Source organism: Jeotgalibaca arthritidis (assembly GCF_011100465.1).
Lineage (GTDB): Bacteria > Bacillota > Bacilli > Lactobacillales > Aerococcaceae > Jeotgalibaca > Jeotgalibaca arthritidis.
In genome coordinates this window covers 256,390-273,440 of sequence record NZ_CP049740.1, presented here as the reverse complement: position 1 = coordinate 273,440, position 17,051 = coordinate 256,390, and the positions used below count along the sequence as shown (strand labels likewise).

Sequence of the window (17,051 nt, the reverse complement as noted above, 5' to 3'; positions counted from 1 at the left end):
TGTTTCCAAGAACGAGCCTTAATAAAAATGGGGTTTGAAACAATGAATTTGACAGCTATAAACTCATCTCAAAACATGTGGAGACGGTTGTATTGATGTCAAGGGAATAATTACATCGGCAATTGAAGTATTGATATAGCAGGGTTTATAGGTTCTTTGTCAAACATACTAAGATTAGTAGTGTAATATCCACGACGGTGGTATTACACTACTATTTTTTTTATAGTAGATGTGAAGTATTTGAGACCGACAACACCAAAGGGTTTTAAATCCGTATGTCAAACAGGTCCACTTCACTATTTTTGTTTAATTTGTTTATAGTATGTTGGTCTATAAGATCGAATTTAGGAAAATAGATAGACAAATCTTAGTGAAGACTTCAGATTAAGCGAAAGGAGGTAAAATCATGTATATTATGGCATTTGATGTAAGTAAAGGAAAAAGTTATATAGTCCTTTATAAAAATCAAGATTTGATTTATGAAGGTGAAATTCCTCATAATCCAACGGCATTCAATGAACTATTGCCTTTTTTAAAAAGAAATGAAGTTGAGTTAGTTTTCGAAGCCACAGGTGTCTATTCTAAACCGTTAGAACATTTATTTGAAACCAATGGCTTCGATTATTATTGCTTAAACCCATTGGAAGCAAGTTTCCAAACAGCTACACTTAGACAGATGAAAACAGATCAAGCTGACGCTCATCGACTCGCCTTATCTCATCTAAAATTCAACCGTCAAATCACTATCCCACCTTCTCTTCGGCACAAAGAACTTAAAGCAATGTCATTTTCATATCATCAAGTTCATGACGAATTATTGGTAAACAGAAACTATCTGCACAGTGAATTACAATATACTATAACTACTTCTGGACAAATGACTTCATTTTATCATAGTAAATGTGGTTAAAACACGAATAGCACCAGGTTAGGTTGTCGTGTCACCTATAACTGAAGAAGCTGAATTAAGTGATTGGAACGGCAGGCGGCGACTCCATCGGGAACAATCGTGTCCGAAGATCCAGTGATAAAAGCTTGGAAAGCTTTTATCAATTAGCTGAGTTTAAGGAAGGCAAGCTAAAACCGTCACGTCGTGGGACTGCGGTTACTCGTCCCACCGAAAACATTTGTGACGACGCTTGCATGACCTACATCCTGTAGGCCCGAAAGCGTCCGCCTAGAGTGGAAATCACCGCGTAACCTCCCAGTCAATGTTTCGTGTTTTCTAGTCAATAAAGTTATTTCGATAGACAGTCAAATAAAATAGCGTTAGTGAGTTATCATTTTTACTCACCGACGCTATTTATTGCACAACCTTTTTTTTATGGGCTCCTTAATTGAGCACGATTAACCTCAATTGATAACTATTTTTATCTCAATTTTAGAATTATTAACAGCTTCTTCTGTTCCAACAGTACCTATTATTTCATATTCAATAGTAAATGTATTGTTAACGTCATCCTCCGAAATATCTATGGCGGGCATAATTGTAAAGCCGGAATAAGGCTCCGAATCAATCGTAACTTCTATAGGGTCTATATATTTAAATTTATCATTTAAAAAATCTGAATCGACTGAATCAGGTTCATCTTTAACCTTTTTATTGACATAGGCTTTGTAATATTCTTCCCCCATATCTGCCAAATGCTTCGCTTCAATAACTGCTTCTGTTTTTTTAAATTGCGCGGACATATTGTTAATTTGAAAAGATAACAAAGAAACGGAAATAGTGAATATCACTAAAACTAACAAAACGATAATTAAAGTTGAGCCATTCTCATTTTTTAATCGCTTCATTATGTTTCACTTCCTAAATGAAAGTATGTGAATAAACTTGCCTGATCGGTCCCACTTGCATCAGCAATGTTAATTTTTACTCGATATAAATCTAACTTCTTTTCATCTGGAGATTGGCAGATACTAATAGTCGGTTTATATTGGCTATTATTAAGTTTATAAGTAGCTAAAACATTAGGTAATTCATCTGAAGAAAATTGTCTTGGTGTAGCCCAATAATTAGGATCAGTATTGTTTTTATTTAGGCTATTTAATAATTGGGCTAACTCGTTATTGTCTTTTATTTCAGTGACGAGTTTTTCTGCAACATGTACTGAAGTGAGTTTATTCTCTAATATTTTTGTGAAATTAGCATAATTAATAAAAGCTGTAGAGACGGCAATGATAATTATCGTTATCAACGAAATCGATGCTAATATTTCTATCAATGTAAAGCCTTCTTCAGATTTTCCAGTTTTCATGATCTACACCTGCACTTCTTAATAATCGTTGTTTATATTAATCCTCAACTAACCATGATGGTTTTCCTTTTGAAAAGTTGGTTTTTCCTTCTACGTCTAAAGTTCCTTTATTTCCCTCGCCATCTGGTTCAACGTCACCTGTAACCGTCAAATTACCTTTAACCTTTAAAATTGAGGTTCCACCTAGAATCAGATCACCATCGATTCTAGCACTTCCTTCTACGATTATTTTTACGTTACCAGACATTTCAAGATCCCCATCAATTATAAGGTTTTTACCTATCTTAATTAATGACCTACCTTTAGCTAATAGTTTGTTAGAAATTGATGCAGAACCATTTATGTTTATAATGGAATCATTGACAGCCTCAACTGTATTGGCAATAAGGTTTTTACCTATTATAACATGACCTTCACCTTCACTCAAAACATCTTTACTCAAAATGGTTTGATTATTTTCATCCACAAAAGTATTACCATTAATGTAGAAAGTTTTACCGACATCGATACTTTCTCTAGCCTCTAATCGAGTTTGATTACCTACCACAATCCCATTACCATTATGATCACCACCAACAGCATGAATATTTGTAGCTGTAAATTTCCCTCTATCTATGAGCTCTAGGTTAGTATAGAATAAAGCGTGACCTTGGACATCCATAGGGTGATAATTATGGATTTTAAATACCGAATCGACAAATAAGTTTTTTGTAACAATAAATTTTGGTGCATCATGTTTCATTTCAACGACGTTATGAGGATTAGTATTATAAAGCCATACGTCTCCATCAATCTTTATATCTCCACAACCATCAGGAATAAGTTGGTAGCCATTACTGGAAACATATTTTATGTTTCCAGTAATAGGAATATCAATAGGATAAACGGGCGGGAATACTTTTGTATAATCGTTTGTATCAGGTGGATCAGGTCGATTGGGTACATCGATTTTCTCGAAAACTGGCAATGCAATCGCTAGTTCTTCTGGTTTTTCGATCGTCGTGAAAAGGTTATAAGTTTGCCCAGCTTCATTTTTCAACGTTAAATCAATTGACAAGGGTGTACCATCAGCTTTAACAATCATACTTTGATTCACTGCCGGATTTACTGCCGAGATTGAATTCTCCCCATTTTTTAGTTCTAATTCATCAATTGAACTAGTCATTGACGAGTTTACTTCCTGTCCGTCAATTAAAAGAATGTTGCCATTCTCTAGACTTACTTCAAATTCGTCTTCTTCAAGATCGTCTTGGTTATAATGACTTCTCAATGTTGAGACAAGTAAATTGGCATCTTGACGTAATTGGGCGTTATCACTTATGTTTTTACTGTTTAGAAAGACGTTAAAGAGGACTGTCATAACTAATGCGCTTACAATCGCAAAAAGAGAGAGGGCTGCCAGTAGTTCGACAAGTGTTATACCTTTTTCATTTAAAAAGTGTTTGTTCATCAAAATCACCTCCTTTACATATTTTTGTGTAAGTCTTCGTAGTTTTTGATAACAAATTGACTTATATAAAACTAAAGTCTATGGAATCGGTTGCACAATTTTAGTTTGTTTTACCTAATGTAATATACACTTAATAATCTGCCAACTATTTATTTGAAAAAGGGAAAGTTAGTTTACTTATATTAATATGATCATTAGCATTGCATAAAAACATTTTACAGTTGTCAAATCATTAAATTATGTTCCAAACAAATATAGTTAAAAATTACCATCTGCCGTTCGATTTTAAAATAAAAAAAGTGAACAGCGAACAAAGAGTAGCCCCATCCACAATTTGTCATTTTATAAAGTTAAACAAACAAAGGATCAAAATCAAGTGTATTTAAATGCTCCACCTCACCTTCGGTATATTGTTTCATAATGATTTGTCATTGTCAATTTTTTCTCGGTGCAGTTATTCCCTTGTTAAATGCAACTTAAAGTGAGAGTCTTTTTCCTGTACAACATTTTTAGGCAGATTCTTGAAAAATCTGTTGAACACTTGGAATATATTCTCTAGTTAACAACTGCATCGAAGTATTTGCTTTTAGTATTCTTCTAGGATAGTTATTTATCCAGTTTTGAATTTCTTATACACGTTCCTTCGAATATTCACTGATGGCACTTCCTTTCGGAATGAATCGACGAATCAATGTGTGCATCTGTTCGTTACTTTCTCTTTCATAAGAAGCATATGGATGACAATAGTAAATATTTGTTCGCGGCTTAGAACTCTCTTTAATGGATTTTTCTAATGTTTCTGAATCTAGAAATTCTGTCCCATTATCCACAGTAATTGTTTTAAATGTATTTGAAAAATCTTCGGTTCCTAGCTGTTTCTCTAAATTATCCAATACTCTGTGCACTTCTTTTTGAGTCTGAGCCCTCAATTTAAAGATAAGTGTTGATCTATGTTTTCGTTCAACTAGGGTAAGGAGGCAGGCAGTGCCTAACTTCTTTCCTGACTCTACAGTGTCCATCTCCCAATGACCTGTCTCTAGTCGTTCTTCGGCTTCTTTAGGACGATGTGTAATATCTTTCCCGAAAGGCACTTTCTGTCGAGGCTTAACCTTTCTTTTCTTTCTTTTTTTTATTTCACCACGTCGTGGTAAATCAGTTATTTCTACATTTAAGAACATATTATTCTCGATATAGTAATAAAGAGTTCGAGTACTGATTTCTGTATCAAAAGGATTACCATTCTTTTCTAAGTCCATAATAATGGCATCTGGAGACCACTTTTCTTCTAGTATTTTAGATTCAATATACTCTACGAACTTATGATCATCTCGAATCTTTAACTCAGGACCCTTACTCGTTGCTTGAAGGTCATAATCTTCTTGAGCAACATTCGCTGAATAAGACTGATAATCTTTCCATGCCGAGTCTTTCAAAATCACTTTCCCACGGCGTAACTCTCGATATAGACTAGAAACACCACAACCTATGATCTCAGCCATTTCTTTTCTCGTTATTTGTTTATTTTTTGGTAATATACGATTAGCTTTGATTGGGTTTTCAATTTTTACTCGATCTTCAAACTTTAGATGTTTTTCTTTCTTTTTACGTATTGAATTGGTAAACTTATTAAAGTTCATCAGGAGTCCTCCTGTACTTTTTGGTTTGGTTAGTTTAATTATACAGGAATTCCTTATGGATTTTTTTATTGAACTCTCACTTCATTTTACAATTTACCTAAAGATGTTGCAAATGTATTTGGTCATAATTATAAAGGATATCAAAAGGGTGGCACTACTCATCCCTACTATGATGATATTATGATTTGGTTTCCTAAGTTATTTCCAAATGGTGAGTGGGATAACTCGATTTCTCCAGATGGAAAAATAATTAGAGAAAAAAATGTACATGAAGATAAAATTGATAATCACATAAACGAAGTGATTCAAAATCAAAAACATAAAAGAATTGTATTCGCTAAAGTTAAAGGACCTTTAGGGCATATCATGTATAAATTTAAAGGTGAGTTCAAATTTGATCCAGTCACATCAGTTGAAGACAGATGTTTGATTTGGAAAAGTATTTCAACAACAGTTAAAACTTTTCCACCCAAAATATGAAGCGAAAACAGAGTTAAATTTACAGTGTCAAAAAATAAAACGAAAGGATTACGAAATTTAGTGAGATGCAAAAGGTCAGAGACTAAAATTTTAATGTTATAATGTTCTTGATGGACCGCATAAGAACTTCCACTAATATTAAGAGGAGTAAACTTAGTTTTAAGATTAAGTGACTCTTTTTTATTATACTAGTCGGGGTATGTCTATGGGAACTAGTCATTAAGAGTAAGGGTGTTAAGTTGGATAGGAAAATTATCAAACTGATGAAGAAAGTAATCAGCACGTGAGTATAGGTACACTATGTGACATTAGCAGTTTTGACGGTATCGGTAATCGTCGTTTATCTCGTTGAATGTCGTTTAATCTAATTAAAAGACTCAGTAAGTCATCTTTTCGCTGACTTACTGAGTCTTTTGCTTTATTTAAAAATAGTGACTAAAGCTTGAATAGCGTGATCAATTTCATCAAGCTCTAGCCCACCATAACCTAAAATATAACTTTGGTCGAACCGGTTCTTTAATTTAGCGTAGTGGTTGACCGGTTGTAAGCGGATCTTATTTTCAGCTAGCCTAGCTTGAATCACGTCAGTCGGTGGAATCTCACCCTCAATGTTAATAATAAAGAAAAGTCCAGCCCCTGCTTCCTTAATGGTTAGGGGGAGTTGGGTTTGGTTAAGCGCTGCAAGAACCGCTTTTTCCTTACGACGGTAATTAGTCCGCAGGCTATTAATATATTTAGGAAAATGGGCAGAATTGAGAAAATCAGTCATTAAATATTGCTCAAAGCTGGAAATATCACTGGTTTTTAATTTAGCTTGATGGAATTTATTCATTAATTGATCGGGTAAAACTAAATAAGACATCTTAAAAATTGACCCCATACTTTGACGAAAGGCCCCTAATAAAATGACTCGCTCTTGGTCGTCCAGACTAGTCAAAGCAGGAACAGGACGGCCCTTAAGGCGGAACTCATTATAGTAGTCATTTTCAATAATATAACGGTTTTCTGCCTGATAGGCCCATTTTAATAAACGCTGACGTCGACGCATCCCCATGATAATGCCAGTGGGAAACTGATGGCTGGGAGTAGTTATCACGATGTTAGCTGAGGTAGTCTCCAAATCTTTAACTGAGAAACCATATTTATCAATCGGAATTCGAATAGTCTTTTTCTGATAGTCCTTAAAGAGATCTAAATTTTTATAATAGCCAGGATCTTCTAAGGCATAAACCGCATCTTCTAATAAGGCAAATAGAGTCTGTAAGCTAGCCGTATGGCCACCTGTAATGATGATATTGTCAGCTGAAGTCATCACTCCCCGGTATTTACGTAAATAATTAGCAATAGCCAAGCGTAAAGAGAGAGCACCCAAGTCATCTTTAAAATTACAATTAACCACGCTTCTGGCTAGCGCTTCGGGTGCATACTGTAATAATTGTTTGGGATTTAAAGTAGATATATCACGGTTGGCAAAGTGGAAATCATAAGTATATGGGCTGGCTTCACTTATTTGAGAATGTTCATGTTTTAGCGGCTTTGTCTCGATTCCCTCAGAGGGCAACATATCAATTTCTAGTAAATCCACATAATAACCAGATCTTTCTCTCGGCACTATATAGCCTTCATCAGTCAGTTGGTCATAAGCGTTAATGACCGTATTAAGACTGACTTTTAAATGATCTGCCAAGGCCCTCCGTGAGGGGAGTTGGTCACCACTTTTTAAATGTCCTTGGGCAATTTGCCGGATGACTTCATCGACTATTTGTAAGTAGAGGTGTTGGTCTTCGTTAAAGTTCACTGTAATCATGTTTTTCCTCCTCTCGTATTATCCATTATACAATAAAAAACTAGTTGGACCCATAAAAATATCTGTTTTTGCATCTTAATAAATATCCAAAAGACTGTTAAAGTGGAGACAATATTTGTAAAGGAGTAATCAAAATGAAACGATCAATTGAAGAAGTACATAAACAATTAGCTGGTGGCGTCATCATGGACGTGGTAAATGTGGAACAAGCTAAAATTGCTGAAGCAGCTGGTGCCGTAGCGGTCATGGCTTTAGAAAGAGTTCCGGCAGACATTCGAGCTGCTGGTGGTATTAGTCGGATGAGTGACCCACAAATGATAAAAGAAATTCAAGCAGCAGTTTCTATACCAGTCATGGCGAAAGTAAGAATTGGCCACTTTGTCGAAGCTCAAATCTTAGAAAGTTTACAAATTGACTATATTGATGAATCAGAAGTCTTATCAGTAGCTGATCATGTTTATCATATTGATAAACAACCATTTGAAACACCTTTCGTTTGTGGAGCTAGAGATTTAGGTGAAGCTTTACGCCGTATTCAAGAAGGGGCTAAAATGATTCGTACTAAAGGTGAAGCAGGAACGGGGGATGTCAGTCAAGCGGTTAGTCACTTAAGAAAAATCCATGAACAAATCCGCTATGTGGCTTCGTTACAAGATGATGAGCTCTTTAACCAAGCTAAGGAATTAGGCGTCTCTTATGATTTATTAAAGCGAGTCCATGATACTGGTAAATTACCTGTGTTGAACTTTTCAGCTGGCGGGGTGGCGACACCTGCTGATGCGGCTTTAATGATGCAATTAGGTGCTGAAGGAGTTTTCGTTGGTTCAGGTATTTTCAAATCAGGTAATCCAGAAAAACGTGCCAAAGCCATAGTTGAAGCAGTAGCCCATTACAAAGATGCTACCAAATTAGCCGAAATCTCAACTGATTTAGGCGAAGCGATGGTAGGTATTAATGAAGACGAAATTGAAGTCATCATGTCTAAGCGTTAACCATTAAAAACGAGGGTTTCAAAAGTCAGTGGGCTTGGTCTACTGACTTTTTTATTTTGTCCTAAGCCGTCTGGGAGCTCCTCTTCCGTGGGGAGTTAGTTATCAAGGAGTGTTACTTAACACCACTCTGAATGATATTTGTAATAGAGAGTATGGTATAGCTGTATCTAAATATAAACTCTCGAGAGTGTAAAATATTTTGTGTAAATAGAAAAAAGGAAGTCCCTTCTGTAGAATAGAGTTACCACAACACATTCACAGAAAAGAGGACTTCCATATGAACGATTTTACTACAGAAATTCTAAAGACTCTAGCGAACAAAGGCGATTTGAATGAATTATTCCGTGTCCATTTGGAAAAAGCTGTCAATACGCTTCTCAAAACGGAGTTAACGGCTTTCCTCGATTACGAAAAGTACGATCGCATTGGTTTTAACACGGGTAATTCTCGTAACGGCTCCTATGACTGTACGGTCAAGACCGAGTACGGGGAACTTCATCTACAGATTCCGCGCGACCGCAACGGCGAGTTCAAGCAACAGACTGTTCCTGCTTATAGACGGACGAATGATACCTTAGAGGAGACCGTCATTTACCTCTTCCGAAAAGGTATTACCATGTCGGAAATCGCAGACTTCATTGAGAAAATGTTGGGGTAGAAATGAAAAAAATATTAATCAAACAAAAAGAATGACGACAGAAGATCTTTTGAGAAAAGTTTTTGTCTATATATTTTCATTACCAGAAATAATTGATGAGCGAGAAAAGGAGTATATAATACAAGAAAAACAACGTTTGAAAGAGGAGGAAGAAAGATTAATCTCACAGGAAAAGCGGGACAATGAATACACAAAAACACAGCAACTTAGAAGCAATTCCTTGAATTACTTCTACTCTAAATTAGTTCAGGAGTATGTTGCAGCAGAAATGGAAGAAGATTCAGAGGAATATAGATGGGCGATGGAAAAGGCCAATTGGATTCGAGACTTAGAAAAATATCCTGATGATTTATTGAGTAATACTGATAAGGCGGTAATATTAAATTATAAAAAAATAGATAATTAACATAATTAGTATGGAGGGAAGAATTATTATGCCAAGACCGGGGATTACAGCATATGATTTATTAATATCTTGTCCAGGTGATGTATCTGATTATTTAGAAGTAGTAAATCACAGTATCGATAATTTTAATAGGATGTTTGGTGAATTGAATAATATTACTCTTGTAACAAAGCATTGGTCAAAGAATAGCTATCCGCAGTCAGGTGATAAACCACAGGAATTACTAAACCAACAATTTGTTAACGACTGTGATGCAGCAATTGCAATCTTTTGGACGCGTTTTGGGACACCAACTGATGAATACGGTTCTGGAACAGAGGAAGAGATAGAAGTAATGTTAAATTCAGGAAAACAAGTATTCATGTATTTTTTAGACTTACCAATTAATCCTTCTGAGATTGATATGGAACAATATCAGAAGGTATTAGATTTTAAGAGTAAATACAAGGAAAAGGGACTTTATTCGGTAATAAAAGACAAGCATGAATTGCAAAGAGAATTATCAAATCATTTAGCTATGCATTTTATTCCAATTATTTCGGGAGAAAATGTAACGACTAATAATAAAGAAAAACCAGAATTAAACATAAGAAATATAGAGGATTTTTCGGAAACATTTTATACTGTACATAGGACCAATTTGTTAGAAAGTAAATTTATTGTTGAACAGAAAGAAAAAATAATTGAAGATATTGCTGAATTGAAAAGAACTAGTTTACCATTTAATGAAATAGTAGAAGGTAGTGACATTGATACTGAAGAAAATTTAAAGAAAGTTGAAATTTCAGGAATTGAATTACAGCAAGCAGAACTTTTTAAAAACATAACAAAAAAGAGTTTTTATGTTGATGTAACAGTAGATAAGGATATTAAAAAGGTAATTAAAGAGTTTGTAGAAGTTAATCAAATCTTTATTGAAGAGGATTTTTGGAATTTAGGTAATTTAAAGAAATCTACATTACAGTTAAAAATAGCTGGTCCTTTTGGGACTGGGGGTCCTACGTATGAAGGTTCGGAAGCGGAAAAGGCAAGATTCAAACAGATTGAAAAATTATACTGGGACATCCGAACTTATAATGAATATATAATTTATTTTGAAGAAATTGATAAGATTAATTTATTGAAATTAGCAATATCTAATAATGGAACAACATTTGATGAGGATATTGATATAAAATTTATAATTCCAAAAAAATATTTAATTAATTATTCAGACCTACCTATGCCAGGAATAAATATTATAAAAGAATTAATTGATATGAAATTTATTGATTACATTTTTTCTATTGAAGAAACTGAATCAATGGACGAATATTCTGGCTATCCTACCTATCCTTTAAACATATCAAGTCATTTAAAAGATCCATTGTTATTTAACCAAAGAAGTATAGAACAAGAATATGACGATTATAAAGATGAATTTTTATCTGAGTTTGATTATCTATTTTGTTATAAGACATTTGAAAATGAAAATAATGATGTAGTGTTATTTCATGTTAATTATTTGAAGCATAATACTACAATGGCACTCCCTTCTGCTCTTATGTTTAGGGAGAGTCCACCATATATAAAATATGAAATTTCATCTAAGTTTAGTACAGAAATAATTAAAGGTAAGTTGACACTAAATGGTTATTAAGGTAGTGACTTGACCTGTTCCCACGAACGTACGAAATAGTCGATATGTTTCCGCATACGACCGTATTGTTAAAAATTGAAAATACATCAATTCTATCAACTCGTCCCATATCGAATGCGTAATAGGAATGCAAAGGAAAGATACGTAGAAATCCTTAATTTTCAACACTTTACGAGGTATGTTACTTTTACTAAAGATGGTTATGATTTTAGAAATAAGGAATTGAAAAATAAAATTGAAGTATCAGTAGTTTTAGATATGGAGTGTGTAGATATGTTGATAGATGATTAAATCAACATATTCAGCAATATTTATACCATGTAATACTAAGTAAAATTAAATTAAGTATAAATTGAAAAAGCCGTTTTCTTTATTGAAAAATAAAGTAAGCGGTTTTTTTGTACCAAAAATCGAAAGGAGGAATAAATTTGAATGCAAAAATAATCTCCATATGGAAGCTCTTTTTTCATGCTATGGAGGAGGGCATACCTATGGAAACATATTGCTTAATCTCCAAATACAAAAAAATGCATGCAATAAAAAATATGAATCCTATAGTATGAACTAAAGAGTTTCTATAAGTGGTGGTGATGACCAGATTTGAACCGGTACGGTGTCGTCACCGATGGATTTTGAGTTTTACAAGTCATTCAGAAGTAATTGGAATGTAGTGGAACAAGTAGGAACTTAGAACCCTTAAAACTCGCATGAAATCAAGCGATTCAGAGCTTGATAGGCATAATTCCCTTGTAATTACCGTTGTATATGAAAATCCATTATTAAACGAAAAAAATCACGTTGGAGGGATATTAGGAGGGATATGAGGGGATTTTATTATCTATTGGCAATAAGTTACAGTAAAACTTTAGATTATGCAGTCAGCATCTATCACTGACAAAATGATATAAGGAGCTGACTTAAAATGAGGAATGAACAATATTACCGTGAAAAGTTTAAAGATTATCCTGATGTTGTAACCCTTGAACAATTTAGAGAAATGCTCGGTGGCATTGGTCACTCTACTGCAAGAAAGCTTATGAGAGCAAAAAAGGTTAAACACTTTTATATAAGAGATGCCTATATGATACCCAAAGAATATGTAATTGACTATGTGACAGGCGAACATTATGCGGAATATAAATATGGCTTAAAGGTTCAAATATAAGTAAAAATATAGTTTTCCTCAATATATATTTTGACATATAGAATATATAAATAGCTTGGATATCTGAATTGTTTCGTGATAGAATTAAGCTATTGAAGTCTATATATTATGATGGTCATTAGGGGAAAAGTAATGTATTTATTTTATTACATGTTATAATTTATTTTGAATGACACAGAGTTTTTATGTAAAAAGATGTGATCAGGAAAATTTAAAAGTGAAAGAAGGTGAATTAATATTGAATTTAGATTTTTCAGGTAGTGGATACTTTAAGCTCGGTAACCAAGACGAAACCTATTATGGTAATCTATATTTAAATTCTGAACAAGGGGGAATTCTACTAAAAATTGAAATAAAAAATACTGGAGGACCATTAAGTTATCTGACATTACCACTAAAAACAGATTACATTTCAGGGGAATTAACTAATGGTTTTAAACTTACATTATATAAATGTAATAGAACAAAAATGCAGAGTTTTATCGGGTCAAAGGATACATTTACTTATGAAGCACAATTTATGTTTGAAGGTATAGAAATACCTAAATTAGAGCAAGATAAATTTTCTCAAGTAATCTTTACTATGTCTGATATTATACTTTGGGGTGAAGCTTCTAGTTATAAAATTGACATGAATCAATTTAGTTTAAACAATAACGATGATAATGAAAGTATAGAAATTTATGCAGATAATGATTATTCTATTGAATATTTTGTATCTGGAACAATGTTACCAGTGCATGAAAGTTTTTTGCTGGTAGAAGAAATTAAATTAACTCAAGAGCCTGTAATTATAATAAAGGCTAGAAAATCTCAAAATTTTAATTACTTTTTAACTAAGTATAATATAATTAAACAATTTATAGAGATAGCAATAAAAAAAGAAATTCATTCAATAAAAATACAGGCTTTTTCTCCAAGTCATATATTTGAAATAAATGAAATAAAACATGAATCTCCAATTAATGTAAATGGCTATTTAATTAAACGAAGGGAAAAAGAAAACACTAAGTTTATAGATAGCCATAGTTATTTATTTTCGCTTAAAGAAGTTCTTGATTACGGTGATTTTAATAAATATGTAGGGAATTGCGAAAAGTTAGAACCGATTATTGATTTATATTTAGATACGATATTATCAACTGATACTACAGCAGTTCGTGCATTTTTGAATATTACACAAGCTTTAGAAACATACCATTCTAGATTTAAGTTTAATGGAACAATTCCGGAGTTTAAAAAAAGAATAGATAAAATAATCCTAAAAAATCGGCCTACTGCATTTAAAGAAGATGACAAAAAATTTCTTATGGCTAACTCTAAATACTTTGTAACATTAGAAAGTAGATTAGCTGAATTATTGTTATCAGAATTTGAAGTGCATTTTTATACGGGAGAGATAGACTACAATAAATTTCCTGAAGTTATCGCAAAATCACGGAATTATTACACTCATTACGATGAGAATCTCAGAGGTAAAATAATAGAAAGAGAGCATTTAGTTCCGTACGTTCATATTTTAATGTCAATTTTAGAATATTATTTACTTGATGAATTAGGATTTAATGACTTTCAATTTAGAAGAGAAAAAGTATGGGAGGCTCTTAAGGATGTTAGAACGGGGTTTGAAGTCAGGGCTGCATCGATGAGAAAATAGTAGAGTTCAACCACTCCTTATAGTTATGGTATTGGGGGACTTAAAAAGGTTTTAAAATATGTGAAGATCTAAATACATTTTTTATATAAAAATTGAATAGTAACATTGTAACAAGGAGTTAGTTTATATGACTAGCTCTTTTTTTGTACCAGAAATTGAAAGGAGGAACAGAATTGAATGCAAAGATAATTGCCATAGCCAACCAAAAAGGTGGCGTTGGCAAAACAACCACCTGTGCTAATTTAGGCATAGGTTTAGCTATGAAAAACAAGAAAGTCTTACTGATAGACGCAGATCCACAAGGCAGTTTATCCATTAGTTTAGGATTCCCACAGCCGGATAAGATACCCATAACCATTGCAACTGTAATGGGAAAGGTTATTACAGATACGACTATTGAACCTAGAGAGGGTATCTTACAACATCATGAGGGAGTGGACTTACTCCCAGCAAATATTGAATTATCTGGTATGGAAGTATCCCTTGTTAATGCTATGAGTAGGGAAACCATACTTAAACAATACCTTGATACGGTAAAGAAGGATTACGATTATATACTTTTAGACTGTATGCCATATTTAGGTATGCTAACGATTAATGCCCTTGCTGCATCCGATAGTGTAATCATTCCTGTACAGGCTGATTATCTACCTACAAAGGGATTAGAACAGCTTTTACAGACCATTGGAAAGGTACGCAGGCAGATAAATCCGAAACTAAAAATTGATGGTATTTTACTGACTATGGTAGATGGGCGTACTAATTTTGCAAGGGACATTAGCACCTTAGTAAGGGAAACTTATGAAGGCAGTATTAAAGTATTTAAGGCAGATATACCTCGTTCCGTAAAAGCCGCTGAAATCAGTGCAGAGGGAAAAAGTATTTTTGCCCATGACCCAAAAGGGAAAGTTGCAGAAGGGTATGGGAATTTAACCAAGGAGGTGTTGAAAATTGAAAAGCTCCGCCAAAAACATAAAGCTGGCATCAGTAGATGATTTATTTTCCACAGAGGAAAGTAGGGCTGATGAAAACCGAGAAAAGATAATTGAAATTCCTTTAACAGAATTACATCCCTTTCAAGACCACCCATTTAAGGTAATTGATAATGAAGCTATGTTTGATACGGCAGAAAGTGTCAAACAATATGGGGTTCTAGTTCCTGCCATTGCAAGACCTCGTGATGAAGGTGGCTATGAACTTGTGGCAGGACACCGAAGAAAAAGAGCCTGTGAACTTGCAGAACTAGAAACAATGCCTGTCATAGTCCGTAATCTTGACGATGATGCCGCTATTATTATCATGGTTGACAGCAACTTGCAAAGAGAAAATATCTTACCAAGTGAAAGGGCCTTTGCTTATAAAATGAAATTAGATGCTATAAAAAATCAGGGTGCTAGGAATGATTTAACTTCCCGACAAGTTGTCGGGAAGTTAGAAACAGCAGATATTGTAGGTAAGGAAGGTGGAGATAGTGGCAGACAGGTACAGCGTTTCATCCGTCTTACCCACCTTATACCAGAAATACTTTCAATGGTAGATGAGAAGAAAATAGCCTTTAATCCTGCTGTGGAACTATCCTTCCTTAAAGATGAGGAACAAATTGATTTACTTGAAGCTATGGATATGGAACAGGCAACACCTTCACTTTCACAGGCACAAAGATTAAAGAAATTTAGTAATGAGGGGAAGTTAAGCCTTGAAGTTATGAGTGCCATAATGAGTGAGGAAAAGAAGGGGGACTTAGATAAGGTAACCCTTACTGGAGATAAGCTAAAAAGATATTTCCCAAAATCATATACACCTAAACAAATGGAGGAAACCATTATAAAACTCCTTGAAGGATGGTATAAAAAACGAACTAGGGATCAAGAAAGATAGATAAATATAAGCAGGAAAAGAGGTGATAGAGATGGCAGTTTTTAGAGTAGAAAAAACAAGGGATTATACAGTGATGTCAAACCATCATTTAAGAAATACAGACCTTTCCTTAAAAGCAAAAGGCTTATTATCCCTGATGCTTTCTTTACCAGAGAATTGGGATTATACGACTAAGGGACTTTCTATGATATGTAAGGATGGCATAGATAGTATTAACAGTGGGATAAAGGAATTGGAGACTAATGGCTATGTTGTTCGTAGACGGTTAAGGAATGAAAAAGGACAACTGACTACTACAGAATATACCATTTTTGAACAGCCCCAAACCCTTGGTACTGGAGATACTCCACCTAAAGGGGAAAATCCAATACTGGATAATCCCATCTTGGATAACCCAGAGCAGGATAAACCAATATTGGAAAAACCTAAACAGGATGAGCCTACCTTGGAAAACCCCCACCAATTAAGTACTAATATATTAAATACTAATTCATTAAATACTGATTTATTAAATACGGAGGTATTAAATCCTTATCCATCAAATCCGTATCAATCAAATAAAGAGCCACAAGAAAAAAAGATGAGATATGATGGGATAGGATATGATAGCCTAGCAGAAATTAAAAAAATAGTTTTGAAAAACATTGAATATGAATATATCAAGAATAATCATAACCGCGAGCGTTTAGATGAAATCGTAGACCTAATGGTAGAAACTCTATGTTCCACAAAAGCCACCATCAATGTTGCTGGGGATGATTACCCAGCACAACTTGTAAAAGAAAAGTTACTAAGGATAAATTGTCTGCACATTGACTATGTCTTTGAATGTCTTGATAAGACCACTACCTACATCCGTAACATCAGAAGGTATTTACTTGCTACCTTGTTTAATGCACCATCAACTATAGATAGTTATTACTCAGCATTGGTAAATCATGATTTAAACAGAAACCCCTAAAGGCATTTTGTACCTGATACGAAAGGATTACAAAATGCCTTTTTCTATGTCAAAAACAGAAGG

14 protein-coding genes and 2 pseudogenes are annotated in these 17,051 nt (G+C 33.9%); 11 read left to right on the top strand and 5 right to left on the bottom strand.

The window, feature by feature from the left end; translation table 11 throughout:
* Positions 1-406 precede the first annotated feature (406 nt).
* Positions 407-910 (top strand): IS110 family transposase, encoded by a 504-nt coding sequence (locus tag G7057_RS01330; RefSeq protein WP_166160696.1) that lies wholly within the window; start codon positions 407-409, stop codon positions 908-910.
* A gap of 443 nt (positions 911-1,353) precedes the next feature.
* Here the strand turns inward: G7057_RS01330 and G7057_RS01325 are convergent, their stop codons facing one another.
* The 4 genes from G7057_RS01325 to G7057_RS01310 all read right to left on the bottom strand — a co-directional run bounded on the left by G7057_RS01325 (position 1,354) and on the right by G7057_RS01310 (position 5,345).
* Positions 1,354-1,797 (bottom strand): hypothetical protein, encoded by a 444-nt coding sequence (locus G7057_RS01325; protein ID WP_166160694.1) that lies wholly within the window; start codon positions 1,795-1,797, stop codon positions 1,354-1,356.
* Positions 1,797-2,258 (bottom strand): prepilin-type N-terminal cleavage/methylation domain-containing protein, encoded by a 462-nt coding sequence (locus G7057_RS01320; RefSeq protein ID WP_166160692.1) that lies wholly within the window; start codon positions 2,256-2,258, stop codon positions 1,797-1,799. The genes G7057_RS01325 and G7057_RS01320 overlap by 1 nt, the downstream gene beginning before the upstream one ends.
* Before the next feature lie 37 nt (positions 2,259-2,295).
* Complete coding sequence (locus tag G7057_RS01315; RefSeq protein WP_166160690.1) at positions 2,296-3,708, bottom strand: prepilin-type N-terminal cleavage/methylation domain-containing protein; 1,413 nt, start codon at positions 3,706-3,708, stop codon at positions 2,296-2,298.
* A gap of 629 nt (positions 3,709-4,337) precedes the next feature.
* Positions 4,338-5,345 carry an IS30 family transposase gene (locus G7057_RS01310; RefSeq protein ID WP_166160688.1) on the bottom strand — a complete coding sequence of 336 codons (1,008 nt, stop codon included), beginning with the start codon at positions 5,343-5,345 and terminating at the stop codon, positions 4,338-4,340.
* Positions 5,346-5,456: 111 nt separating this feature from the next.
* Between G7057_RS01310 and G7057_RS01305 the strand changes: the two are divergent.
* A pseudogene (locus G7057_RS01305) lies at positions 5,457-5,825 on the top strand (hypothetical protein); the annotation flags it as partial.
* A gap of 418 nt (positions 5,826-6,243) precedes the next feature.
* Here the strand turns inward: G7057_RS01305 and pdxR are convergent.
* The gene (gene pdxR, locus G7057_RS01300) at positions 6,244-7,632 is read right to left on the bottom strand and encodes a MocR-like pyridoxine biosynthesis transcription factor PdxR (RefSeq protein WP_166160686.1); all 1,389 of its coding nucleotides are present in this window, start codon (positions 7,630-7,632) and stop codon (positions 6,244-6,246) included.
* A 134-nt stretch (positions 7,633-7,766) separates the two neighbouring features.
* Between pdxR and pdxS the strand changes: the two genes are divergently transcribed.
* From pdxS to G7057_RS01255, 9 genes and pseudogenes are all read left to right on the top strand, one after another.
* Positions 7,767-8,624 (top strand): pyridoxal 5'-phosphate synthase lyase subunit PdxS, encoded by an 858-nt coding sequence (gene pdxS / locus G7057_RS01295; RefSeq protein WP_166160684.1) that lies wholly within the window; start codon positions 7,767-7,769, stop codon positions 8,622-8,624.
* 277 nt (positions 8,625-8,901) lie between these two features.
* Positions 8,902-9,279: pseudogene (locus G7057_RS01290) on the top strand (transposase); the annotation flags it as partial.
* A complete protein-coding gene (locus tag G7057_RS01285; RefSeq protein ID WP_193566093.1) occupies positions 9,263-9,688 on the top strand; it encodes a hypothetical protein in 426 nt (141 codons plus the stop codon). The pseudogene G7057_RS01290 and the gene G7057_RS01285, both read left to right, overlap by 17 nt.
* 28 nt (positions 9,689-9,716) lie before the next feature.
* Positions 9,717-11,327 (top strand): hypothetical protein, encoded by a 1,611-nt coding sequence (locus G7057_RS01280; protein WP_166160682.1) that lies wholly within the window; start codon positions 9,717-9,719, stop codon positions 11,325-11,327.
* A gap of 922 nt (positions 11,328-12,249) precedes the next feature.
* Positions 12,250-12,492 carry a DNA-binding protein gene (locus tag G7057_RS01275; protein ID WP_166160680.1) on the top strand — a complete coding sequence of 81 codons (243 nt, stop codon included), beginning with the start codon at positions 12,250-12,252 and terminating at the stop codon, positions 12,490-12,492.
* A 217-nt stretch (positions 12,493-12,709) separates the two neighbouring features.
* Positions 12,710-14,149: an ApeA N-terminal domain 1-containing protein gene (locus tag G7057_RS01270; RefSeq protein WP_166160678.1), complete on the top strand. Its 1,440-nt coding sequence runs from the start codon at positions 12,710-12,712 to the stop codon at positions 14,147-14,149.
* Positions 14,150-14,322: 173 nt separating this feature from the next.
* Positions 14,323-15,144 carry a ParA family protein gene (locus tag G7057_RS01265; protein WP_166160676.1) on the top strand — a complete coding sequence of 274 codons (822 nt, stop codon included), beginning with the start codon at positions 14,323-14,325 and terminating at the stop codon, positions 15,142-15,144.
* Entirely contained in the window at positions 15,101-16,027 is a 927-nt protein-coding gene (locus G7057_RS01260; RefSeq protein ID WP_166160674.1) for a ParB/RepB/Spo0J family partition protein, read from the top strand. The genes G7057_RS01265 and G7057_RS01260 overlap by 44 nt, the downstream gene beginning before the upstream one ends.
* A 31-nt stretch (positions 16,028-16,058) precedes the next feature.
* Positions 16,059-16,988 (top strand): DUF6017 domain-containing protein, encoded by a 930-nt coding sequence (locus G7057_RS01255; RefSeq protein WP_166160672.1) that lies wholly within the window; start codon positions 16,059-16,061, stop codon positions 16,986-16,988.
* The last annotated feature ends 63 nt before the right edge of the window (positions 16,989-17,051 follow it).

What these genes read in the sequence shown, in the direction of transcription:
- G7057_RS01330 (WP_166160696.1), top strand. Translation starts at nt 407, where the DNA reads ATGTATATTATGGCATTTGATGTAAGTAAAGGAAAAAGTTATATAGTC.
- G7057_RS01275 (WP_166160680.1), top strand. Translation starts at nt 12,250, where the DNA reads ATGAGGAATGAACAATATTACCGTGAAAAGTTTAAAGATTATCCTGAT.
- pdxS (WP_166160684.1), top strand. Translation starts at nt 7,767, where the DNA reads ATGAAACGATCAATTGAAGAAGTACATAAACAATTAGCTGGTGGCGTC.
- G7057_RS01280 (WP_166160682.1), top strand. Translation starts at nt 9,717, where the DNA reads ATGCCAAGACCGGGGATTACAGCATATGATTTATTAATATCTTGTCCA.
- G7057_RS01310 (WP_166160688.1), bottom strand. Translation starts at nt 5,345, where the DNA reads ATGAACTTTAATAAGTTTACCAATTCAATACGTAAAAAGAAAGAAAAA.
- pdxR (WP_166160686.1), bottom strand. Translation starts at nt 7,632, where the DNA reads ATGATTACAGTGAACTTTAACGAAGACCAACACCTCTACTTACAAATA.
- G7057_RS01320 (WP_166160692.1), bottom strand. Translation starts at nt 2,258, where the DNA reads ATGAAAACTGGAAAATCTGAAGAAGGCTTTACATTGATAGAAATATTA.
- G7057_RS01315 (WP_166160690.1), bottom strand. Translation starts at nt 3,708, where the DNA reads ATGAACAAACACTTTTTAAATGAAAAAGGTATAACACTTGTCGAACTA.
- G7057_RS01255 (WP_166160672.1), top strand. Translation starts at nt 16,059, where the DNA reads ATGGCAGTTTTTAGAGTAGAAAAAACAAGGGATTATACAGTGATGTCA.
- G7057_RS01325 (WP_166160694.1), bottom strand. Translation starts at nt 1,797, where the DNA reads ATGAAGCGATTAAAAAATGAGAATGGCTCAACTTTAATTATCGTTTTG.